This is a genomic window from Sphingopyxis sp. GW247-27LB (assembly GCF_002277025.1).
GTDB lineage: Bacteria > Pseudomonadota > Alphaproteobacteria > Sphingomonadales > Sphingomonadaceae > Sphingopyxis.
The window spans coordinates 370,165-393,366 of record NZ_NIWD01000009.1 but is presented as its reverse complement, the minus strand read 5'-3'; the positions used below and the strand labels follow the sequence as shown (position 1 = coordinate 393,366).

Here is a 23,202-nt window from a genome sequence, read left to right as displayed (position 1 = left end):
TGTCTGTCAAGCAGTTGACAGCAGGGGAGGGGGCGCGTTCAGCCGGGTCCCAAGCCGCGCTCGCCGACGGCCTTGAGCTCGTCGAGATCGGGGATGAGTAGATATCGGCCGCGGCTCGCGATCAGGCCGCGCCCGCGCAGTTCGGCGAGCGCCTTGTTGACCGTCTGCCGCGAAGTTCCGACCATCGCCGCGAACTCCGATTGCGACAGGGGCTTTGTAAGTAGCACGCCTTCGCTCGTTTCCTTGCCGAAGGCGCGACCTGCTTCCTCAAGGCGCTGTGCAAGCCATGCAACGATCCCGTCGAGGTTCGAGCCGGCGAAATAGTCGATGAGCAGGCGCATGTTCATGCTCAGCAGCCGTAACATCGCGTCGTTGAGATCGGGATGGGCAGCACGCAGGGCAGCAATTTGCCTCCCGTCCACGACCTCCAGCTTGCAATCCTCATAGGCCTCGGCCGTCTGCGGGCGCTTTCCGCCATCCACGACACTGCTGGTGCCGAAGCACCCGCCAGCATGATAGATTTGGAAGAGAAGCTCTCGCCCGTCATCCCGCAGTACCGTCAAGCGGACGGCTCCGCTTCGGATCCGGAACATCGTGTCGCCCTCGTCGCCTTCGGCATAGATCAGCGATCCCGCGGGCCGGTCGATAAGATGTGCCGCCCCCTCGAAGGCGGCGCGCGCCTCGGAGCCCATCCACTGAAACATGTCGAAGCTGAGCGGTTCCACACTCGGGTGGTAAGGTCGCGCTCCCTTGCTGGCAACCGCCGTTGCAGCGTCTGCCGAATTGGAACTCGAAACTTGTTTCTCTCGTCTGTTCGAAGTGAACGCTAGAGTTGGACGTCCATATTGCCGGATACCTCGACACCATGGCCGAAGATGTCGCGCAGATGATATTGCTGCTGCTCGAGCGCCTTGCCGCCGCCCCAGCCGAGCTCCATCGCCCAGCCCGACGGGGTCATGAAGTAGAAGGTGAGGGCGGCATCGTTCGAATGCTTGCCGAGCTGGAGCGCGACGTCGATGCCCTGCTGGCGCACGATGTCGTGCGCGAGGCCGAGATCGTCGAGTTCGCTATATTCGAGCATCATATGGTTGAGGCGCGAGGGTCCGTTGACGCCGAAGGCGAGCGAGTGCTGGCGGTCGTTGCAGTGCATGAAGACCGGGTAGACCGTGCCCTTGGGCGACTGGAGATGATATTGGACGGCGCCCTTGAGGCCGAGCAGCGAATAGAAGCGCTGCGAGGCAACGGGATCGTCGGCCTGGATGAGGATGTGGCCGAGGCCCTGGTTGCCGGTGACGAAGCGGCCGTGCATGCGGCGGCCGGGATGGAAGGGGAGGTGGGCCTCGATCAGCGGGGAGTGGAAGAGCTCGACCGGATTGCCGCTCGGATCCTCAAACTTGACCAGGGAGAGGACGCGGCGCTCGGCCGCTTCCTCGGGCGACGCGCGCCGATAGGCATGCCCTGCGCCGTCGAGACGGGCGAGGATCGCCTCGAGAGCATCCTCGTCGGCGACGCGCCAGCCGGCATAGGCGATGTCGTCGCTGTCGCCGGGATGGATGACGAAGCGGTGATGCCAATAGTCCATGCGGAAATAGAAGCGGTCGTCTTCCTCGCCCTCGACGAGCTCGAGCCCGACCACGTCGGTCCCGAACCGCTTCCACGCCTCGGCGTCGCTCACCGTCAGGCCAACATATCCCAGTTCCGTTACGCTGCTCATGTCCAGTCCCATCTTGCTGATTTCAGGAGCTTCCCGCGGTCAGCGGTTAGCCCGGTATGTCGTTTCATCGAACCGCTCGCCGCGCGTCTCGCGCATCTTCGGAAGCCAATAGGGAAGCTTCGCCATCATCCCGCCATCGGCGAGCAGCGCCTGGCCTGTCACCATCGCAGCCGCGTCGGAGGCCAGGAAAAGCGCGACGTCGGCGATATTGTCGGGCGAGGCGAGGCGGGGCAGCGGCGTTTCCTCGGCGAAGAGCCGGATGATGTCGGGCGGAAGCGTCGCGCGGCCGCGCTCCGTCATGACGGCACCCGGCACGACCGCGTTGCACCGGATGTTGTCGCGGCCGTAGGTCACGGCAACCTCACGGGTCAGCGCGTGAAGCCCCGCCTTGGCGGCACTATAGGCCGAAAGATCCAGCGTCGCCGCAAGCGCGCTCGCGGAGGAGGTATTGACGATCGCGCCGCCGCCGGCGCGGATCATCGCGGGGATAGCATAATGGCAGCCGAACATCGCGCTGGTGAGGTGCGCATCGAGAGTGCGCCGCCACTTCTCGCCCGTCATCTCGGCAATTTCGCTGTCGGGTGCGATCGTCCGCGGGACGCCCGCATTGTTGAACAGGAGATCGAGGCGGCCGAAGCTCTGGACCGCATGCTCGATCATCGCGGCGATATCGCTCTCGACGAGGATATCGGTCCGTACGAAGCGTGCCTTGCCGCGCGACGGTTCGATCGCGTCGACAAGGGCGGCCGCACCCGCCTCATCGACGTCGGCTATCACCACCGAAGCGCCCTCGGCGGCGAGCTTCGTGACGATCGAGCGGCCGATACCGGCCGCTCCACCCGTTACCACCGCCACGCGGCCTTCAAAACTCATCGGTCACTGTCCTCGCCGAGAGGGGTAATGGCGCCGGTCCGGGCATCCCCATGTCAGAACCGGCGCGCCCCCTTTTCCTAGAATTTGAGCGATGCACCGACCCCGATGCGGCGCGGCGTCTCATAGGTGACGTCGGTCGTGAGCGGGCCGTTGCGGATTTCGCGGAACACCTTCTCGTTGGCGAGGTTGGTGGCCCAGAGCGTGAAGCGGAGCGCCTCGCTCGGGCTGGTCCAGCTCACCTCGCCGCTGAGCAGGCTGTAGGGCTTTTGCGAGAAGCGGTTGGCGAAGTCGAAATAGACCCGCGAGCTGTGGTAGAGATTGCCCGACACGCCGATCCGGCCCGAGCCGATGTCGCGGCCCCAGTTGAAGCCGAGGTTGAAGCTGGTGCGCGGCGAACGCGTCATCTGGTTGCCCGAAGCATCTTCCGACACCGGGGTGTTGCCGCCCGTCGGCAGCGGGATGAAGCCCTGCGCCAGCGGGAAGTCCTTATAGTCGGCGTGGGTGAAGGCGCCCGATGCACGAATGGTGAAGTCGGGGCTGACGACCGCGGTCACCTCGAGCTCGCCGCCATAGACCTCGGCGCTCGCCGCATTCTGCAGGATGAACGTGTTGCCGGTCGGCGCGCGCGCCAGGACCTGGAGGTTCTGGTAATCATAATAATAGAGCGACAGGTTCGTACGCAGCCAGTCGAGCGGGTCCGCTTTCACGCCGACCTCGAACGAGTCGATTGTCTCGGGGGCGACCGGGGTCGGCGTGGTCGATGTATAGTTGTAGACGCCGCTCTTGTAGCCGGTGCCGTAGCTTGCATAGACATTGGCGTCGGGCGCGAACTCGTAGCGGAGCGCGACGCGATAGGTGATGCGGTCGAACGACTGGTCGGTCTCGCCGAACAGATTGTTGCCGTTGACGACCTGCGTGAACTTACGCTTCTCCCAGGTGTAGCGGATGCCACCCGTGAGGAAGAGCGAGTCCGCCAGTTCGTAGGTGCCCTCGCCGAAACCCGAATAGGATTCGGTCGAAAGTTCGGGGCTGAGGAGCGTCGAGGTCTGCGCCGTGCCGGGCCCGCCGGGCCGCGAGATGATACGGATGCCGGCGGTCGCATCGAGCCAGAAGGCATAGGCACCGAGCAGCCACTGGAACCGGCCGGGGTTTGCCGAGAGCAGGCGGACTTCCTGGCTGAAGCTTTCGCTCGTGATATCGGGATCGGTTGCCGAGACGATGCCGAGCAGGATGTTCGACGCGTCGGAATCGGTGCTCTGGAGTGTCCGGTTGTGCATGTAGCCCGAGGTCGTCTCGAGATTGACCGCGCCGAGCTCGAACTTCGTGCGGAGCGCGAGATTGTAGCGCCTAAAGTCGAGTTGCGGGATCGAGTCAACCGAGGTCTGCCAGGGGCCGGCGGGCAGGATGACGCCGGGGAAGCTGCGACCAGCCGTGTTGTCATTGAGCGGCTGGGTGGCGTTCGTCGTGCTGTTCTGGTCAGTAATTTCTCCGGTGAGCACGATCTTGGCGCTGTCGCTCGGCTGCCACAGCAATTTGCTGCGGACGTTCACGACCTCGATCCCGCCGAGCTTTCCGTCGTGCACCAGGTCGAGGATATAATCCTCGGTCTTGCGGTAAACCGCGGAGACGTCCATCGCGAGCGTGTCGCTGAGGCCTCCGGTCACATAGCCGCGGATATCATAGTCCATCGAATTGTTGCGCAGGAAGCCGAGGCGGCCCGCAACGCTGCCGCGGGCGTCGAAAGACGGATCCGGCGTGATGATGTTGATCAGACCGCCTGTCGCATTTCGCCCGAAGACGGTGCCTTGCGGGCCACGAAGCACTTCGACGCGTTCGACCTCGGCAAGGTCGACGAAGGTCGAGAATGGATCGGGCTGATAGACGCCGTCGATATAGGTCGCGACGTTTGCCTCGTCGGCAGCGGACACGCTCGATGAGCCGACGCCGCGGATGACGGGGAGGAAGAGGCCGATATTCTTTCCTCCGAAGAAGCCCGGTACCACTTGGGTCAGGGCGCGGACATCCTGAATGCCCGAGGTGGTGAGGGACTCACTCGTGACCGCGGTAACGGCAACTGGAATATCCTGCAGGCGCTCCTCGCGGCGGGTCGCGGTGACGACGATATCCTCAAGGCCGCCGGTCGATGCGCGCTCTTCGGTGGTCGTGCTCTGGTCCTGCGGCGCTGGAGGCGTGGCTGCCTCCTGGGCATAGACAGCAGTCGGCGCGGCGCCCGCGAGCAGCAGGACGCAGAAACTCAATCGTGACATTTGGCAGTCTCCCCTCCAACGCCGGCCCCGTTCGCCGGGGTCGCGGCAAGTTTTGAGATCTCGCGCCGCGGGCGCGGCGCGATCAGGTTGCGTTGTTCATCAGGAACCCGTTCAGATGCGGCTTGTGCGCGATATGCTTTTCCATGAGGATTTCGGCGCGCGTGACGTCGCGGGCCTTGATCGCCTCGGCGATTTCGACGCGCTCCATGATCAGGAGATGCGCGGACGGCAGGATGAGCCCGGTCATCCCTTGCCAGAGATAGAAGCTCGCAAGCCGCCGCATGCCGGCGACGCGGTCGGCAAGCGCCGTCGAGCGTGCCATTGTCCATAGCGTGAAATAATAATCATGCAGATTTGCGACATAGCCCTGCCGCTGCGCCGTCGTCTCGAGTGAGTTGGGATCAGCGCGTGCTGCGATCGCGATGAGGCGATCCGCTTCATCCCCTTCATAGCGCCGCGCCGCAAAGGACGCCGCGGCCCCCTCGAGCTTCCCGAGCGCGACGAAGAAATCGCCGATCTCGGCGGCCGATGGGGAAACCACCCGGTAGCCGACCTGCGGCAGCACCTCGACGAAACCGCTGCTGCGCAAATGGGCGAGGGCGGCACTGACAGGCGCGCGGCTGATATCGAACTGTTTGGCGAGCTGTGTCGCTGAGAGGGTCTCGCCGAAGCGATATTCGCCGACCATCATGCGGCGCTCGATTTCGGCCGCTATGCGGCCCGTCTTGCCGGAAGGATCGGCGACCGTGTTCTGGGCGACGAGTTCGACCGGCGCGAAGTTCTGGCGCTCGTTGCGACGTGGCTGGCCCATGGCGGCCTCTCCTCATTATCTTGTCTTGTGAGCATATTTATGACGATGGTAGCATGTTACGTCAATCATCAATTTTTTAGAGATAAAATTTTGAAATTATGTCGTAAAATCATAAATTCATAGAAGGATGATGCCGAATCGCATCGGATAATGACATGCTACATGACATGATGAAATCGAGTCGGAATCGCTGATTGTTCGAAGAGGTCGCAGAAAACAGCCGTTTAGGAGCATGTTGCAATCTCCGAAGGTGTCATGTTACATGCAGGGCAATGACCGCGACCGGTAAGGCCGAAGGAGAGGGGCTGCGCAAATGGCTGCAAACGACAATCTGCTCGACGGGCTGCTCGAGGAAAACGAGGCAGACGGCCTGTTCCGTATCAATCGCCGCATGTTCACCGACGAGCGCATCTTCGCGCTCGAACTCGAGCATATTTTCGCGGGCAATTGGGTATATCTGGCGCATGAGAGCCAGCTCCCGAAGCCTAACGACTTCCTGACCGGCTATATCGGGAAGCAGCCGATCATCCTCACGCGCGACAAGGAGGGAGCTCTTGGCGCCTTCCTGAATGCCTGCCAGCACCGCGGCGCGACCGTCGAGCTCCGCAGTTGCGGCAACAAGAAGCTCTTCATCTGCCCCTTCCACGGGTGGAGCTACGCCAATACCGGCCGGCTGGTGAGCTGCGGCGACGTGAAGGCCGCGGGCTATACCGAAGCCTTCGACAAGGCGGCGCTGGGGCTGCAGCACGTCCCGCGCGTTGAGAGCTACCGCGGTTTCATCTTCGGGAGCCTGCGCGCCGACGTGGACTCGCTGGAGGATTATCTGGGGGCCGCAAAGACGTTCATCGACCTGATTGTCGACCAGGACGACAATGGCGAGATCGAGCTCATTCCGGGGCCGCAGACCTACACCTATGACGGCAACTGGAAGCTGCAGGCCGAAAACGGGGTCGACGGCTATCATGTGGGCATGATTCACGGCAATTATGTGCTCACGACGAAGAATCGCGCGCGTATCGCCGCGGGGAATGATGTGGTCGAACCGATCGACGTCGCAGGTTTCAGCAATTTGCCGGGCGGCTATTATGCGTTCGAGAACGGCCATGCCGTCCTCTGGAACGAGTTGCCCAACCCCGAGGTCCGCCCGTCCTATGCGAAGCGCGATGCCTATATCGAGAAATATGGCGAAGAGCGCGCGCACTGGATGACGCACACCTGGCGCAACCTCTTCATTTTCCCGAACCTGTTCCTCATGGACCAGATGAGCAGCCAGATCAGGACCTTCCGGCCGCTGTCGCTCACCAGGACCGAGGTGAAAGCCTTCGCCTTTGCACCAAGGAGCGAGGATCCCGAAATTCGTCCCAAGCGCATTCGCCAATATGAGGATTTCTTCAACGCGTCGGGGCTCGCGACGCCCGACGATCTGGCCGCGTTCAACGCCACCCAGGCGGGATTCCAAGCGAATGACGCCGAATGGAGCGATGTCTCGCGCGGCGCGCGCAATGTTGTCATCGGAGCCGACGAGCGCGCGCGCGGCCTCGGGTTTGAGCCCCAGTTCTGCGGAACGCAGCTGCAGGACGAGGGACTGTTCCTCAATCAGCACCGGAACTGGATGCGGCAGCTTCGCGAGGGCATCGCGCGATCGGACCAGCCGCTGCCGGAGGCTGCCGAATGAGCGGCGATCTGCTGGCGGACGCCCGCGCTCTCGTTCTTCTGGAAGGATGGCATCTCGATAACCGCGAATGGGACGAGTGGCTCGACCTCTACACACCCGATGCGACCTACTGGCTGCCCTGCTGGCTCGACGAGGACCGGCTGACGAGCGACCCGCAGCGCGAGATGTCGCTGATCTATTATGGCAACCGGACCGGGTTGGAGGATCGCGTCTACCGCATCCGCACCGAGCAGTCGCTTGCTTCCATTCCGATGCCGCGGACCTGTCACATGACCAATGTCGTGCGCGCGGTCGAGGAGGATGACGGCATCCGCGTGGATTCGAACTGGTTGGTTCACAGCTACCGGCTCGAGGTGGCGCACTGCTTCTTCGGCCAGCAGACGCACCTTCTGCACAAGACAGACAAGGGCTTGAAGATCGCGTCGCGGCGCGTCATTCTCGCGAATGACATAATCCCCAATGTGCTCGATATCTACAGCGTCTGATCGCTAAGCCGGCGCCGGCTGCGGCCGGCGCCGATCCTTGCCTTCAATGCGCCGCGACTGCGGCCTTGTCCCTCGCCCCCGTTGCCACAGCGAATGCGTCCGCTTCCGCTGCGTCGATCGAGGCGAAATAGCGATCCATGGCGAGCTGCTTCACCGGACCATAGCCGCGCACCGCTTCCACGCGGGCGAGCAGCGACGTGACGGCCTTGAGATTGGCGAGGGAGAGACGCGTGATCGACCGCTCGACCAGCGCTTCATAGTCCGACGCGAGGCGCCGTTCGTCACGGCGCTCGTGCGTGCGCGCGAACGGGTCGAGCCAGCTTCCCCGCACCGCCTTGCCCCTCGCCAGCAGCCGCAGCATCGGCATCATGATCCATGCCGGAAACTCGCGCTTTCGCGGCCGCTTGCCCGGACCCGCACCGCCGAAGATCGGCGGCGCAAGATTGAAGGCGATGCGCCGGCCCGGCGCGAAGCTGGCATCGAGTTCGGCCTGCAGCGCCGGAGACACCAGCATGCGGGCGACCTCATATTCATCCTTGATCGCGAGCAACTTCGCGAAGTTCCTTGCAACCGTCGCGGCGAGCGCATCGGACCCGGGCACGAGCGAATGTTCGGCATCGGCGACGCGCTTGACCAGGACCCGGTAGCGGTCGGCGAGGGCGCCGTTCTGATAGAGGCGCAGTCGCTCGGCGCGGTCTTCGACGATATCGCCGAGCGATGTCGGCGCGTCCGCCGCCGGGCTTGCGGGCCGACCAAGGGCCGCGGTGACCCGGTCGGGAAAGGCCGCGATCAAGCGGCCGAGCGCAAGCGCCTGCAGATTCTGGTCGATCGCGACCCCGTTGAGGCGGACGGCTTGCTCGATTGCTTCCACGCTGAGGGGAAGCAGCCCCTTTTGCACCGCGATTCCGACCATCATGAGATTGGCCGAGATCGTGTCGCCGGTGAGGTCGAGCGCGAGGCCGCTCGCGTTCGCCGCATGGGTCGCATCGGCGCCAATAACCTTGGCGAGGCGCGCCCGCAAAACCTCGGGTTCGAGACGAAAGTCGCGGTCGCGCTGGAAGGCCGCAGTCGGCGATACATCGACATTGGCGATGGCCCGCGTTCGCCCGGCCTTGAGGCTGGCAAGCGATTCTGGGGCGAGTGCGGCGACCATGTCGAAGGCGAGCAGAAGGTCGGCCTCCCCCTGACCGATGCGCTGGGTCCGGATATTGGCAGGCGAGCGAGCGATGCGGATATGGCTGTAAACCGCGCCATTCTTCTGAGCGAGACCCGTCATGTCGAACAGCGAGGCGGCGTGGCCATCGATATGGGCTGCCATCCCGAGAAGTGCGCCGACGGTGATCACGCCGGTCCCGCCTATGCCCGTGACCATCAGGTTGAAGCTGGCCGGACCGAGCGAGGCGGGCTTCGCCTCGGGCAGGTCTGAAAACCAGTTCCGGTCGATCGCGACGCCTTCGGGCTTGCGGGGTTCGGCATCGTAAACGGTGATGAAGGAAGGGCAGAAGCCCCGGTTGCAGCTGAAATCCTTGTTGCAGCTAGACTGGTCGATGGCGCGCTTGCGCCCGAGATCGGTCTCGCGCGGAACGATACTGACGCAGCTCGATTGTTCCGAACAGTCGCCGCATCCCTCGCAGACCTCATGGGCGATGAACATCCGCTTCGCAGGGTTGGGAAAGCTCCCGCGCTTGCGGCGTCGGCGCTTCTCGGCAGCGCAGGTCTGTTCGTAGATCAGCGCGGATACGCCCTTCACATCGCGCAGCTCGCGCTGCATGTCGTCGAGGCCGTCGCGATGGCCGATCGTGGTGCCGGGCGGAAATCCGCCCAAACGCGAATGGAAGTCGGGATTGTCACTGAGAATAGCGATGCGCTGTACACCCTCATGCCTGAGCTGCTGCGCGATTTCGGCGACGCTCAGGGGGCCATCGACCGGTTGGCCTCCGGTCATGGCCACCGCGTCATTGTAAAGGATCTTGTAGGTTATGTTTACCCCCGAGGCGACTGCAGCCCGAACCGCGAGCAGCCCCGAATGATAATAGGTCCCGTCGCCCATATTCTGGAAGATGTGCGGCAGGTCGGTAAAGGGCGCCATGCCGATCCAGTTCGCGCCCTCGGCGCCCATCTGCATCGGCGTCATCGTCTCTTCCGAGCGGACGAAGGAGACCATGCCATGGCAGCCGATGCCCGACATGGCGAGGCTGCCCTCGGGGATCCGGGTCGACCGCGTGTGCGGACATCCGGAGCAGAAAAAGGGAGCGCGCCGCTCGGCGAGCGGCTCGGCTGCAGCGCCCGACGCAATGCCGAGGGCCTCGCGCGCGGCGCCAACGCTGGTGGGGAGCGCACTGCAACGCTCCAGCCGGTCGCAGATCGCGGCGGCGATTCCCGCGGGCTCGAGCGAGACCGTATCGGAGAAGATCACGTGCCCGGCTTCGTCGCGCTTGCCGACAATATGCGGCGCGTCCGGCCGGTTGATGAAGATTGCGGCAGCTTGCGCTTCGACGAAGGATTTCTTCTCCTCGACGATGAGAAGCGTTTCCATGCCTTGCGCAAACTCTACAAGGCCGTCCGGCTCGAGCGGCCAGATGCAACCGGGCTTGTAGAGAGCGATGCCGAGCGCCTCGCACATCGCATCGTCGAGACCGAGCAGGTCCAGCGCCTGACGGACGTCGCCATAGCTCTTGCCCGCAGCGACAAGCCCGAGGCGCGGCGTCTTGCCGCGGATCGCGACACGATCGATGCTGTTGGCGCGAACGAAGGGCGCGATCAGGGGCATGCGGTGATCATTGACGATCTGTTCGTCGCGCAGCGGCGCGAAGGCCCGGCGCCGGGCGTGTATGCCTTCGGGCGGTGGTTCGGGGAGGGGAGGGAATGCCGGACTGAAGCCATCGAGATCGATGTCGAAGGTCCCGGCCTGTTCGACGACCTCATTGATGCATTTGACCGATATCCACGACCCGCTGTGGCGTGACATCGCATAGGCCAAGAGGCCGAACGCGATCAGCTCGCCCGGGTCCGACGGGTAAAGAATGGGAATGCTGCTGGCGACGATGGCCTGCTCGGACTGAAAGGCGACAGTCGAGGACTTGCCGGCATGATCGTCGCCGTAGAAAACGACCACCCCGCCATTTCGGTGAGCACCGGCGTAGTTTCCGTGCTTGAACGCATCGCCCGAACGGTCGACCCCTGGCCCCTTGCCATACCAGGCAGCAAACACGCCATCATAGCGCGCGCCCGGCACCTGGTCGAACTGCTGCGTCCCGGCGACAGCGGTCGCAGCGATGTCTTCGTTGACGCCGGGCTGGAAGACGATGCCATTTTTCTCGAGGCGGCCCTTGATCGACCAGAGCGTGGTATCGACCCCTCCGAGCGGCGATCCGCGGTAGCCGCTGATATAGCCTGCCGTGTTGAGCCCCGCCCGGCGGTCAAGTTCGGCCTGAGCGATGAGAACGCGTGCGATCGCCTGCGTTCCGCTCAGGAAGATTCGCCCTTTCGATTTGGTCCATTTGTCGTCGAGCGTTATCTTGCCGGACTGGTGCATCGTAGGGCCCTCTCCATTTTTGGCGGGATTGGGCGAGATGCTTCGCAATGTCTGTCAATTCTGCGACAAGATCAAATGATGGCGGATATTCGCAAAGCAGAATTTTGGCCGCCGTTAGGACGAGATACTGCGAATGCAATCGCTAGGTTCGATTGTGTCGTGACGGGCGGCACAAGAAATCGAGAAGATTAATCTATCACCCGCCCGAGTCGGCATCGCGCCTCCTTGTGGCCACTCCGGCGCGAATTTCGCACTCCCCAAAACAGCCGTTCGTAAAGATTTATATTGCCTTGCCGAGGATAGAAATGCTGCCTGTCGGCTTTCGATAACAGCACAAACCCTATCGATCATATTCTACCTTCGATCCCGATACGCGCCTTCTCGCGCAAGTTGTGGCGCAGGGTCCAGACCATATATAAATCTGGGCATATCGGCGAACTTCTGTATTAGCCTGCGCCTCTAGCCCTCGCAAATAATCCAAAAAGTCCTCCCGATTGTTCAGGGAGAATATGCGCGCTCGAAAGTCCAGTTCCTTCCCCGGTCGTCCCTGCGTGACCAGCAACGCACATTCCTTGTCAATGAACATAGCATCCACGAATGGCGCGTAGGCCGCAACAGCCTCAACATCGTTCATAAACCCCGCTGTCACGCCCTTTTTGCGCCCAGCTTTAACCTGGCCCGCGAGCGCAGCGAACATATACCCGCCGCGACATTCGCGCACAACTCTGACAAGGCTGTTGGCAGCTGGTCGAATTCCTTCACTCCCGAACTGGGGTGAAGAAGAAAGCGCTGCAATTCGGAAAGAAGGATCAATTGCTCGCGATCTTCGACCTCCTCTTGATCGCGAAGCAATTGGGCCTGGGTGATGACATGGCCCCACGACCAATGGAACAGATCGACCTTTCGAGTGAGTATGGGACTAATACTGAGCGGGTGATGCGTTGGTAGCGGCGTAAACTGATTCGAAAGCGTGATGACAGCGTCGATATTATTCGCCTTTGCGAGAGTGAGATAGGCCTCGATCTGATCGTTGGTAAGATTGGCATTGCCGACCTTCGCTTCCACCAAGGCGGTCCAAACCGATCGACCGGTTCGCATGATGACCAAACCATCGGGGCGGTTCTTTTCTTCACCAGGCGTCTTTTTGAACTCGACTTCGGTGAAGGTATCGATCTTGCCGCGCGGTCCGATCCGGACGCCGAGGCCGCCGAGCAGCGTATCCTCGGCGCTCGCGGTGTGGGGCGAGCGCCCGAGCCAGGTCGCGAACCGTCCGACGTCGCGAAGATAATTACGCTGCCTCTCCTTCGAGAACCGGCGCATGGTCATGTCGTCGATCAGCCGCTGACGCAGCGGGCTGATCGGGCCAATCTGAATAAGCTCGTTCATCGTTCGACTCCTCAGGTAAAGGAGCCGAAGGGTCTGCCTGCGGCAGCCCGCGTTCAATCAGGCGCGGCGTTCACTGGGCGGCTTTACATCGAGGCTAGCGCCAATCCGCGGAGCGGTTCGTGCATCGGCCAATAGCGTTGATTTCATATGTGGACCAGCGTTGGAACGGAACCCGTCCTCACAAGGACTACTGAATTGATTCTTATGCCTCATTGAGGTCGGCCGGGGTCCCGAACGGCGCCTATCGGGACCCCGGCTGGAACAAATTTCCGCGTTAGTTCAAGATGATGATTGTGCAAGGCCGGGGTTCCGCTTTCGATGCCTATCCACAAGTCTGAGCGACGATCATGCGGAAAATTGCGTCCGCAGTGGACTTTTCGTTTATCGGAAACGACGGTGGGGAGTATCGAATATGTCGTTGACCGGCCGGGCTTTGAAGATTCCGCGGCCGATCGGCGGCCATGCCTGCTCGGTGATGCGGTGGCTCAATGACGGCGCGTGCTGTGGCAATATGGCCGGACCGGAGGCCAGCTGTCGAGGGACTCGATGCGCCGTTTCTGAGACCGCCTCCGGCGCAGCCCGTTGAAAAGTCCGATTGGTGCGAGGCATATCGACATCGATCGGCTTCCGACAGCCGAATAATTGCGCATTTGGCGAGCGAGAGCCGTCCATTTCATTGCCAACACTTTGGCGTTTCCTTCATATTTTCGCGATTGCAGTTCACCGCCAAGTGAGGCACTTGGGCGCAAATATATGTAAGTTCAATGACGTGAGCTATCGCGAGATATGATCGAGATTATCCCACTATCAGGTATTGCCGAGGTGATGCCGGGTGACGATTTGCCGACAATCCTGTATGACGCGCTGGAACGCGGGGGCGTCGGACTTTGTCCGGGCGATATATTGGTCGTTACGCAAAAAATTATCTCCAAATCCGAGGGGCTCTTCGTTTCATTTTCGGAAATAGTGCCAGGCGAGGAGGCGCGGCGTCTTGCGTCGATCACAAGGAAAGATCCTCGTCTCGTTGAACTCGTGCTCACCGAATCCAGCGCTATCCTCCGTGCGGTTCCGAATGTTCTCATAGCTCGGCATCGCCTTGGACTGGTGATGGCTAATGCTGGTATCGACCAGTCGAACATTGGACCGGATCGAGAAGATAGCGCTCTTCTGCTGCCAGAGGATCCTGACGGCTCGGCAAAGCGTCTCGCCGCGGCGCTTGGCGCTAAAACGGGTGTTGCGCCGGCCGTTGTGATTTCCGATAGTTTCGGACGGCCTTGGCGATACGGCGTGGTCAACGTCGCGATTGGGGCAGCCGGGTTGCCTTCGCTGATCGATCGCCGTGGGGATCAGGATCGAGACGGTCGCATACTTGAAGTCACGCAGATCGCGCTTGCTGACATGATCGCAACTGCTGCGGGACTGGCGACGGGCGAAGGTGCCGAGAGCGTGCCTGCCGCGCTCGTTCGGGGCTATAAATGGAATGCTGAGATCTCACCGGCGACCGCATTAGTCCGGCCCTTAGAAGAGGATCTGTTTCAATGAGTCGGCGGGTTGCGGTGTTGACCGGCGGAGTCGGTGGCGCCAAGCTTGTATCTGGCTTGGCTCAGATTCTGCCTTCGGCGGATATCGTCGTCATCGTCAACACGGGTGACGATTTCAGGCATCTGGGCCTGTATGTCTCGCCCGATGTTGACACGCTGCTTTACACCCTGTCGGGTAAGGCAAATCGGACGCAAGGCTGGGGACGGGAAGGCGAAAGCTGGGCGTTTATGGCGGCGCTCAGAGAACTGGGTGGAGAGGATTGGTTTGCGCTAGGAGATGGCGATCTGGCCCTCCATGTACTGCGGTCCATGCATCTTGCGCGGGGCGGAGCACTGACCGGGATAACGCGGGATTTCGCGACCCGGTTCGGTATTGGATGTACGATTTTGCCGATGAGCGACGACCCGGTGGCGACATGTCTGGAAACCGACGAGGGCATGCTCGAATTCCAGCGCTATTTCGTCGAACGCCGCTGCGTACCCGAAGTAAGGCGAATCGTCTTTCGGGGCGCCGACGTGGCCAAACCGGCACCGGGCGTGACGGCGGCCATCGCCGATGCCGATGCGATTCTGATTGCGCCCTCCAACCCGTATCTTTCGGTGGATCCCATATTGGCGATTCCGGGCATTGGCGATGCCTTAATCAGTTCATCGGCTCCCGTCATCGCAGTGTCTCCGATCATCGGCGGCAAGGCGGTGAAGGGGCCGACGACAAAGCTCATGCGGGAGATGGAGATCGTGGTCGACAATGCTTCGATTGCCGCCCATTATGCAGGTTTGATTGATGGCCTGCTGATTGATGACGGTGACGATGCGCCAGAGGGCCTGGCAGTCATGCGGACAGCGACGCTGATGCGTTCGGTCGATGATCGCGCGCGCGTGGCCCAAGCAGCGTTGGCTCTTGCTGATGACATTGCGCGCGGATGAACCCGTCGCTACCGCGCGCTGGACCGCGCTCGTTCCGCTGAAGGGGGGCGACGAGCGCAAGTCGCGCCTCGCGGACCGTCTTTCGCTGGAGCAACGCTGCACCCTCAGCGATGCCATGGCCGATCATGTGCTGAAGTGCCTGTCTCTCATTCCTGCGATCGACCGGATCGTGATTCTGTCGCCGCGCACGCGTGTGCGCTTCGCCTGGCGCCCCGACCAGGGGCGAGGGTTGAATGGCGAACTCCAAGCTTTCCGCGCGGACGATCCGATAACGCCATTGCTCGTCATCCATGGCGACCTCCCATTACTCGATGTGCGGGAGGTGATCGCGCTTCTGGCGACAGCGGAGCGCACTGGACGTTCGCTGGCACCCGACCGGCACGGATGCGGGACCAACGCTCTGGCCCTGTTCGAACCAGGGCCGTTTCCCTTTGCCTTTGGCGAAGAAAGCATGCGCCTTCACATCGAGGTGCCGGGATCAATCGCGATCGTGGTGCGCCAAGGACTTGCGATGGATGTCGACAGCCCCGACGATCTTGATGCCGTTGGCAGAATTAAACCGCGACTGGCTCTCCTCTAAAAAGGGCCAGCCAAATTTTTGACATTCCGCCCGCCGATCGTCACCGCGAGCATGAGTCTCAAAACCCGAGGAACTGTTCCGCTCGCAGGGCGAGGCAGGTCTCATCAAGGCTGCGCACGACACTCAGTTGGGCATGAACATGGGGGAGTTCGTACCGAAAGAAATAGCGGCATGCAGCGTGCTTTCCGGCATAGAAGGCATCGGCGTGCGAGTTCGGAGCGGCATCGGCGACAAGGGCCTGCCAAAGCCATATCCATGCGATTACCGTCTGGCCGAAAGCATCGAGATACAGGGTTGCGTTTGCGAGCGCCAAATCGGGACTCGGGCATTCGAGGGCTGCCCGTGTCGCATCGAGAACGGCATCGAGTGCGACCCGCAACGCCGCAGCCTCGAAATCGAATCCGCCATGAGCATGGGCGGACTTGAGCGTTTGTTCGATCCGACCGACGAGCTCCGCGAGCGCCTCGCCGTCCTGCATTCCCACTTTCCGGCCGAGCAGGTCGAGACCATGGACCGCGAACGTTCCTTCGTGAATATGGTTGAGTCGATTGTCGCGATAGAAACGCTCGACCGGATATTCTCTGCTATAGCCGTAACCGCCGAGCACCTGGATGGCGAGTTTGTTCGCTTCTAGGCAATGTTCGGATGGCCAGGACTTGGCGATCGGTGTCAGCAATTCGAGCAGGAGATGCGCCTTTTCCCGTTCGGCCGGGTTTTCGGCAGTCTTTTCGATATCGACGAGGAGCGCGCAATAGGCGCAGAGCGCCAGGCCACCTTCGACTGCGACCTTTTGTGCCATCAACATTCGCTTTACGTCGGCATGCTCGATAATCGGTATCTGCGGAGACAGCGGGTCCTTGTTTCCGGGCTGGCGACCCTGAACCCGCGAACGCGCATAATCGAGCGAGTAGAGAAAGCCCGCCTGGCCTGACATGACTGAACCATGGCCAACCAGAAGGCGGGCCTCGTTCATCATATGGAACATATGTTTCAGGCCCGCATGCGGCTCCCCTACCAGCGTGCCTAGGCAATCTCCGCCTTCCCCGAGATTGAGAAGGCAGTTGGTCGTGCCGCGATGACCCATTTTGTGGTTTAGCCCGGCCAGCGCAATATTGTTCCACGCGCCGATCGAGCCATCGTCGTTCACGCGAAATTTTGGCACCAGGAATAGGGAGATGCCTTTTACGCCTGCCGGGCCGCCCGGAATCTTGGCTAGAACCATATGCACGATGTTCGCGCTGATTTCCTGATCGCCTCCCGAAATCCACATCTTGCTTCCGACCAGGCGATAGTTGCCGTCGCCCAACGGCTCGGCGCGTGTCCGGATGTCCGAAAGTGACGACCCCGCTTCGGGTTCCGATAGGCACATCGTGCCAAACCAGCGGCCTTCGAGCATGGGCGGAAGATAGAGACGCTTTTGTTCGTCGGAGCCAAATCTATCGAGCATATTGGCGTTGGCGATCGTCAAAAAAGCGTAATTGGCGATGCCGAGATTGGCACAGGCGAACATGCCATTGACGGCGATGTTGACAAGATGCGGCATCTGCGATCCGCCGAGCGCCTTGTCGAAGGCCGCGCCAAACAGGCCAGCGTCCGCATATGCCGCGAGTGCTTCGCCAACCTCTCGTGGCATTGCGACTTTCCCGTCGCGCATGACGGGTTCGTTGGCGTCAAGCATTGCCGCGCAGGGAAGATATTTCTCCTCCGCGATCGCTTGCGCCGCATCGAGTATCGCCGCGATGGTGGGGCGGTCGTAGGAGAGGTAGCGCGGGTAGGATAGAAGCCGCTGGAAATCCAGCATTTCCCACATAAGAAAATCCAGATCGCGGCGATTTACAATGTAAGACAAGGTTTTGGCCCACTCTTTCTTTCGCGGTCCTCGGCTCGCGGACTGCCGCTCCCCGCCCGTCCGCCATTTTCATTGTGCACCAATTTGCGGCAATGGGCGGCGCGCCATCGTCCCTATTGATTGCTGTCTGCCGCTCTCGGCGAGGTCGCAGCATATCGCCACTATGTCAAACGAAAACAAACTTGTTTGACTTTTTTCTGCCGACCGGTCATCATCAGATGAAATAGCGCGAAGCTTTGGCTTCATCCGGGCCTGCGCGAGTTGAGAGGGAATTCTGAAGCTATGAGTGATTACGGCAGCGCTGGAGAACATCCAATGGTGGATCTGACGCGTTTTGACGATGTGACCACCGTGTGGCGCTGTCCTCATACGTCCGTCCAAATTGGCGGAAAGGGGGACGAACATTACCATTTGGGTACGGTGATCCGGCTCGACGGCGAAGAGCATGCCCGCCGCCGCAAGGCGCTGGGTGTGTTGCTCGCGCGGCGCGGGCATGCTGTGTTCCGCGCGAAATGGCTCTACCCTACCGCCGACGCCGCTCTCGACAGGCTGCTCGCCGAAGCGGGGCCGGATGGCGCCGAAATAGAAGTTGTCACTTGGGGGCGGAGGATTAGTCAGCAACTCGCCGCTGCTGTCGCCGGCTATGACGCCGGCACGACCCCTGACGGCGCAAGCAAGTTGTTTGAAATGTCACAGGTGATGATCGCGGGCCGTCCATCGGTGCTCAAGGTCATTTCGGGTGGCATTGACGAAACGGATCCCGCCCATGTTGCAGGCCTCGAGGCGAAGCAGGCCATCATCGAGATGTTCCACAAGCCCGCTCTGCTCCGCCGTGAGGTCCTCGCGCGACGGGCTGAGGCGGGTGAGATCGACGCCACCGACTTGCCAATGGATTTTCTGATGCTTGCCGCACAGAAGATCGACCCGGCCTGGAATGATCCGACGCAGGTCGAGCGCGACGCGCTTTTGCTCATGGGCGCCGCCGTACATACCACGACGAATTCGCTGGTCTGGGCGTTGCAGGAAATATTCGCCTGGCTCAAACGCAATCCCGGTCGCGCCGACGATCTTCTCAACGAGAATTTTGTTCTGCGCCTGGCGCAGGAATCGCTGCGCCTCCATCCGGTTGTGCCCGGTCTTTCGCGGCTGGCGATGGAGAATATCGATTTGCCGAGCGGTGGTGTCTTGCCGGAAGGAACGGTGGCAATGCTGCGATCGGGCGAAGCCAGCGCCGATCCCGCGATATTCGGCGATGATGCGGGCGAATTCAACCCGGATCGTCCGTCGCCCAAGAAAATAAGCCGCTTTGGCCTCGCCTTCGGGCAGGGCACTCACATGTGCTGGGGCATGCCGCTCGTCATCGGCTCGGGCGGTATCGATGGCACGCTGGTCTATCTTCTCAAGAAACTGCTCGATGCCGGGGTTCGGCCGCTCGACGAAAAAAATGCGGCATTCGATCTCGACGGCGCGCGCGGTCGGCACGAATTTGGCCGCCCCGAATATCGGGTCCGCCTGACCGGCAAGCCGGTGACGTCCGCCGAACTGGCCACCGAATTGAGTCACTGAACCAAGCCGCACGAACACGAGAATAAGAGGAGTTAGGATGGCGGAACGTTTGGCGGGCGCGGCAAAGCTGCCGCGCGGCGAGCTGCAACGCTTTGAAATCGATGGTTTCCCTATCTGTGTTGCGCATGTCGAGTCAGGCCGGTTCCTGGCCGTTGCTGACACATGCTCGCACGAGGATCAGTCGCTGAGCGAAGGCTGGCTCGATGGATGCCAGATCGAATGCCCGCGCCATCATGCGATGTTCAGCATGGAAACTGGCGAGGCGCTGTCCTATCCCGCCGAAGAACCCATCGAAACCTTTACCGTGGCCGTCGATGGCGACGATTTGTTGATCGAGCGCGGAGCGGTCGCGGCATGAGACTGCAGGGAAAAAGGGCGCTCGTAACCGGCGCCGGTGGCGCCATCGGGGGTGCGATCGCGTCTAGGCTTGCGGCCGAAGGCGCGATGATCGTTGCGACCGATTTCGACCAATGGCGGGTTGACCAGCTCGCCAAAGATGTCCCGGGCGCGACTGGCATCGCGGCCGATCTTTCGACACCCGACGGCATCGCTGCGGTGGCCGATTTGGCCAGCGATATCGATATTCTGTCGGTCAATGCGGGCATCTCGGACGGCGGCGCGGCGCTCGATGAAATCTCGTCGGATACGTGGAACCGGGTGTTGACGCTTCATCTGGGATCGGCATTCGAACTTTCGCGGGCCGTGGTCCCGGGCATGCTCGCCAAGGGCGGCGGTGTGATGTTGTTCATGTCATCGGTCGCCGGTCTTCGGGGTGGACGCACAGGCATCGCCTATACGTCGGCAAAATGGGCGATGGTTGGCATGGCGCAGAATATCGCGGCGTCGCTTGGACCCGAAGGCATTCGCGCTTATGCGCTTTGCCCCGGCAATATTGCGGGATCGATCGGTTCCGCAAGCATCCAATTTACGCCGCGGGCGCTCGCGAACCGGGGGCGCGACCGGTTGAAGCCACCGCCAGGGCGTCCCGAAGATGTGGGGAATCTCGCCGCTTTTCTGGTGAGCGACGAAGCCAGGCACATGAACGGAGTCGCAATCCCCATCGACGGAGGCGCGCTTGCCTTCTGAGCCAACCGTTCCCGGCCTGTTCGACATGACCGGCAAGGTTTGTCTGGTCACCGGCGGGTCGCGCGGAATCGGCTTTGCCATCGCCAAGGCGCTGGGCGAAGCGGGCGCGCGAGTGGCGATCACGGCGCGCAAGGCCGACGAACTCGAACATGCCCAAGCCGAACTTTGCGCGCGCGGGATCGACACCTTCGCCTGTCAGAACGACGTGGGATGCGAAGCGGAGGCGGCCCCCCTCGTCACGCAGGTTGCGGACGCCCTGGGTCCGATCGATGTGCTGGTCAACAATGCTGGCGCTACCTGGGGCGAAGCCGCAGAAACAGTGGTCATGGACCGCTGGCGCAAAGTGATCGACGTCAATCTGAACGGGACCTGGGCGCTGACCCAGGCGGTGGCGACGCATTGCATGCTGCCGCGCACGACGGGGTCCGTCATCATGGTGGCATCGGTTGGGGGGCTGTTCGCCCAGCCGCCCGGTGCGGCACAGACCGCCGCTTATCACGCATCGAAAGCGGCGCAAATCAACCTCGCCCGCGCCCTTGCCGCCGAATGGGGCGGGCGCGGTGTGCGGGTCAATGCGCTTGCTCCGGGCTGGTTCGAGACACGCATGACCCAAGCGACGCTGGATGCCACGCGGGAAGAGCAGACGGCCCGCTTGCCGCTCGGCCGATTTGGTGACGTCGCCACCGATATAGCGGGTCCGGCGCTGTTTCTGGCGTCGGAGGCGTCGCGTTATGTCACGGGTCATGCGCTTGTCGTGGACGGCGGCATGACGGCCGTATTGTGATGGTGCTGCCATGAGCTTTCGCTACGCCGACGATAATGCCGAAGCCTATCGTTATCCCTTGACGATCGATCAGCTTCTGGAAAGCGCGCTGGCCACCGCGGCGACGCAGGAGATCGTCTATCGCGGTGATGTGCGCTTCAGCTACCGCGATTTCGCGGATCGGGTTTCCCGGCTCGCCGCCGGTTTGCGCGCAATTGGCGCGGAACCCGGTGTCACGGTGTCGATGCTCGACTGGGACAGCCACCGTTATCTGGAATGCTATTTCGCGGTGCCGATGCTCGGTGCGGTCCTGCATACCGTCAATGTGCGCCTGTCGGCGGACGAGATTCTCTACACACTGCAACACGCGCAGGTACAAATATTGATCGTGCATCCCGATTTTGCCGGGATGGTCGAGTCGATTGGCGACAAGCTGGGTGACTTCAGGATCGTGACCACGGCGGCGGACGGAGCGGACCCCGCCGCCAGCGATTATGAACGTCTGATATCCGCGTCGCGGCCGCATTGCTTTGACCCTGTCGATGAAGATGCCATCGCGAGCACCTTTTACACCACGGGGACGACCGGCCTGCCCAAAGCGGTCAGTTTCTCGCACCGCCAACTGGTGCTCCATACCCTGGCGACCGCGATCAAGCTCGCCAGCCAGGCCCCGTTCGGCATGGCGCTCGGCGATGTCTATATGCCGATCACGCCGATGTTCCACGGCCATGCGTGGGGAATGCCCTATGCGGCAACCCTGATGGGCCTGAAACAGGTTTATCCGGGGCGCTATGAGCCTGCCCGGTTGCTGGACCTGCGACAGTGTGAAGGCGTCACCTTCTCGCACTGTGTGCCGACCATTCTCCAGATGTTGATCGACGAAGCAAAGGTGCGTGGGGATGACCTGGGCGGATGGTCGATGGCGATCGGCGGAGCGGCGCTGACCCAGAATCTGCTGACCGAGGCCCGGGACGTCGGGCTCAACGTATTCGCTGGATTTGGCCTCTCCGAAGCGGCTCCCAACCTGACCCTGTCGCGGCCGTTGACCGGCGCGGCGGATTCAGAAGCGCGCTTGTGCTCGGCCGGTCTGCCCTTTCCGCTCGTTCAGGCACGATTGCTCGACACCGCAGGGAATTTTCTGCCGCACGATGGCGTCGCCGAAGGGGAGCTGGTGGTCCGCGCGCCTTGGCTGACCCAAAGCTATGGCGGCAATGCCGAAGCGTCGGCCGAACTGTGGCGCGGCGGATGGATGCACACCCAGGATGTCGCGACCATCGACACGCTTGGATATGTCCAGATCCGCGATCGACTGAAAGATGTGATCAAGACCGGCGGCGAATGGATTTCGTCGTTGATGCTCGAAAATCTCATCCAGGATATGGCCGAGGTGGACGAAGTGGCCGTGATCGCCGTTCCCGATGATCGCTGGGGCGAGCGGCCAGTTGCGGTCATTGTGCCCAGCGGTGATGCGCCGGTGCCGCTATCGGCGGTGCGTGCGCATCTCGATCCGATGGTCCATAGCGGGAAATTGAGCCGCTTCGCGCTTCCCGACCGGGTGGCGACGCGCGAGGAACTGCCCAAGACCAGCGTCGGGAAAATCGACAAGAAGCTGCTGCGCAAACAATATGCGGCCGAAGGGGTGAGCGAGTGAACGACGACCATGTGCGCCGACTGGGGCAGGGATTTTACTGGCAGGACCTAAGCGAGGGCGATCGCTTCGTCACATTTCGGCGGACGATCACCGAGACGGATCTGGTCAACTTCATTTCCGTCACCGGTATGCTGGAGGAATTGTTCATCGACGCCAGCCATGCCGGCGGTGCGATGGGCGGCCGCGTCGTTCCCGCCGCGCTGACCTATTCCTTGATCGAAGGCATGCTTCTTCAAACGATGATCCAGGGGACCGGAATGGCGTTGCTTGAAACGCATTCGAAGGCGCTCAAGCCGGTTCGCGTCGGTGATACCATTTACGCGCGCGTCGAGGTCACGAAGCTGAAGCCGACGTCAAAGGGCAATCGGGCGATCGTCGAATCCGCCGTCGATATACGCAATCAGGACGGTGATTCGGTGATGACCTATGTTGTGACGCGCATGCTTGCGGGGAGTCCGGCCGAAACTTGATCGGTTCGATGCATCCAGACGGC

Annotated in this window: 19 protein-coding genes; 11 read left to right on the top strand and 8 right to left on the bottom strand. The window is 61.8% G+C overall.

Annotation, left to right across the window (positions count from 1 at the left end):
* Positions 1 to 38 precede the first annotated feature (38 nt).
* The 5 genes from CD928_RS14225 to CD928_RS14205 form a co-directional block, all read right to left on the bottom strand.
* Positions 39 to 704, bottom strand: coding sequence for a Crp/Fnr family transcriptional regulator (locus CD928_RS14225; RefSeq protein ID WP_141237160.1), 666 nt, complete (start codon positions 702 to 704; stop codon positions 39 to 41).
* Between the two features lie 122 nt (positions 705 to 826).
* Positions 827 to 1,714 (bottom strand): VOC family protein, encoded by an 888-nt coding sequence (locus tag CD928_RS14220; protein WP_095388069.1) that lies wholly within the window; start codon positions 1,712 to 1,714, stop codon positions 827 to 829.
* Between the two features lie 39 nt (positions 1,715 to 1,753).
* A complete protein-coding gene (locus tag CD928_RS14215; RefSeq protein ID WP_095387751.1) occupies positions 1,754 to 2,587 on the bottom strand; it encodes an SDR family NAD(P)-dependent oxidoreductase in 834 nt (277 codons plus the stop codon).
* Between the two features lie 77 nt (positions 2,588 to 2,664).
* Entirely contained in the window at positions 2,665 to 4,854 is a 2,190-nt protein-coding gene (locus CD928_RS14210) for a TonB-dependent receptor (protein ID WP_095387750.1), read from the bottom strand.
* An 82-nt stretch (positions 4,855 to 4,936) separates the two neighbouring features.
* Entirely contained in the window at positions 4,937 to 5,665 is a 729-nt protein-coding gene (locus CD928_RS14205) for a GntR family transcriptional regulator (protein ID WP_095387749.1), read from the bottom strand.
* Between the two features lie 313 nt (positions 5,666 to 5,978).
* On the opposite strand from CD928_RS14205, the gene CD928_RS14200 reads away from it, so the two are divergent.
* Together CD928_RS14200 and CD928_RS14195 are read left to right on the top strand one after the other, a co-directional pair.
* Positions 5,979 to 7,340, top strand: coding sequence for a Rieske 2Fe-2S domain-containing protein (locus CD928_RS14200; RefSeq protein WP_095387748.1), 1,362 nt, complete (start codon positions 5,979 to 5,981; stop codon positions 7,338 to 7,340).
* Positions 7,337 to 7,825 (top strand): aromatic-ring-hydroxylating dioxygenase subunit beta, encoded by a 489-nt coding sequence (locus tag CD928_RS14195; RefSeq protein ID WP_095387747.1) that lies wholly within the window; start codon positions 7,337 to 7,339, stop codon positions 7,823 to 7,825. Before CD928_RS14200 ends, CD928_RS14195 begins: the two co-directional genes overlap by 4 nt.
* A gap of 43 nt (positions 7,826 to 7,868) precedes the next feature.
* On the opposite strand, the gene CD928_RS14190 is transcribed toward CD928_RS14195, so the two are convergent.
* Positions 7,869 to 11,360: an indolepyruvate ferredoxin oxidoreductase family protein gene (locus CD928_RS14190; protein WP_095387746.1), complete on the bottom strand. Its 3,492-nt coding sequence runs from the start codon at positions 11,358 to 11,360 to the stop codon at positions 7,869 to 7,871.
* Between the two features lie 645 nt (positions 11,361 to 12,005).
* Positions 12,006 to 12,746 (bottom strand): hypothetical protein, encoded by a 741-nt coding sequence (locus CD928_RS23850; protein WP_255247176.1) that lies wholly within the window; start codon positions 12,744 to 12,746, stop codon positions 12,006 to 12,008.
* A 786-nt stretch (positions 12,747 to 13,532) separates the two neighbouring features.
* Here CD928_RS23850 and cofE point away from each other — a divergent pair.
* The 3 genes from cofE to cofC are packed head-to-tail and all read left to right on the top strand — an operon-like array spanning position 13,533 to position 15,794.
* Positions 13,533 to 14,288, top strand: a complete 756-nt coding sequence (gene cofE / locus CD928_RS14180) for a coenzyme F420-0:L-glutamate ligase (protein WP_095387745.1) — start codon at positions 13,533 to 13,535, stop codon at positions 14,286 to 14,288.
* Positions 14,285 to 15,214, top strand: coding sequence for a 2-phospho-L-lactate transferase (cofD, locus tag CD928_RS14175; protein WP_095387744.1), 930 nt, complete (start codon positions 14,285 to 14,287; stop codon positions 15,212 to 15,214). Before cofE ends, cofD begins: the two co-directional genes overlap by 4 nt.
* The gene (gene cofC, locus CD928_RS14170; RefSeq protein ID WP_095388068.1) at positions 15,195 to 15,794 is read left to right on the top strand and encodes a 2-phospho-L-lactate guanylyltransferase; all 600 of its coding nucleotides are present in this window, start codon (positions 15,195 to 15,197) and stop codon (positions 15,792 to 15,794) included. Before cofD ends, cofC begins: the two co-directional genes overlap by 20 nt.
* 58 nt (positions 15,795 to 15,852) lie before the next feature.
* Here the strand turns inward: cofC and CD928_RS14165 are convergent, their stop codons facing one another.
* The gene (locus CD928_RS14165) at positions 15,853 to 17,643 is read right to left on the bottom strand and encodes an acyl-CoA dehydrogenase (protein ID WP_095387743.1); all 1,791 of its coding nucleotides are present in this window, start codon (positions 17,641 to 17,643) and stop codon (positions 15,853 to 15,855) included.
* Between the two features lie 282 nt (positions 17,644 to 17,925).
* On the opposite strand from CD928_RS14165, the gene CD928_RS14160 reads away from it, so the two are divergent.
* From CD928_RS14160 to CD928_RS14135, 6 genes are read left to right on the top strand one after another with little or no spacing between them, the layout of a single operon-like run.
* On the top strand, positions 17,926 to 19,209 hold the full coding sequence (locus tag CD928_RS14160; RefSeq protein WP_095387742.1) for a cytochrome P450: 1,284 nt from the start codon (positions 17,926 to 17,928) through the stop codon (positions 19,207 to 19,209).
* A gap of 37 nt (positions 19,210 to 19,246) precedes the next feature.
* Complete coding sequence (locus CD928_RS14155) at positions 19,247 to 19,567, top strand: non-heme iron oxygenase ferredoxin subunit (protein WP_095387741.1); 321 nt, start codon at positions 19,247 to 19,249, stop codon at positions 19,565 to 19,567.
* Positions 19,564 to 20,295, top strand: a complete 732-nt coding sequence (locus tag CD928_RS14150) for an SDR family NAD(P)-dependent oxidoreductase (RefSeq protein WP_176473590.1) — start codon at positions 19,564 to 19,566, stop codon at positions 20,293 to 20,295. Before CD928_RS14155 ends, CD928_RS14150 begins: the two co-directional genes overlap by 4 nt.
* Positions 20,285 to 21,079: an SDR family oxidoreductase gene (locus CD928_RS14145; protein ID WP_255247175.1), complete on the top strand. Its 795-nt coding sequence runs from the start codon at positions 20,285 to 20,287 to the stop codon at positions 21,077 to 21,079. The genes CD928_RS14150 and CD928_RS14145 overlap by 11 nt, the downstream gene beginning before the upstream one ends.
* Before the next feature lie 10 nt (positions 21,080 to 21,089).
* Complete coding sequence (locus tag CD928_RS14140) at positions 21,090 to 22,709, top strand: fatty acid--CoA ligase (protein WP_095387738.1); 1,620 nt, start codon at positions 21,090 to 21,092, stop codon at positions 22,707 to 22,709.
* The gene (locus CD928_RS14135) at positions 22,706 to 23,179 is read left to right on the top strand and encodes a MaoC family dehydratase N-terminal domain-containing protein (RefSeq protein ID WP_095387737.1); all 474 of its coding nucleotides are present in this window, start codon (positions 22,706 to 22,708) and stop codon (positions 23,177 to 23,179) included. The genes CD928_RS14140 and CD928_RS14135 overlap by 4 nt, the downstream gene beginning before the upstream one ends.
* The last annotated feature ends 23 nt before the right edge of the window (positions 23,180 to 23,202 follow it).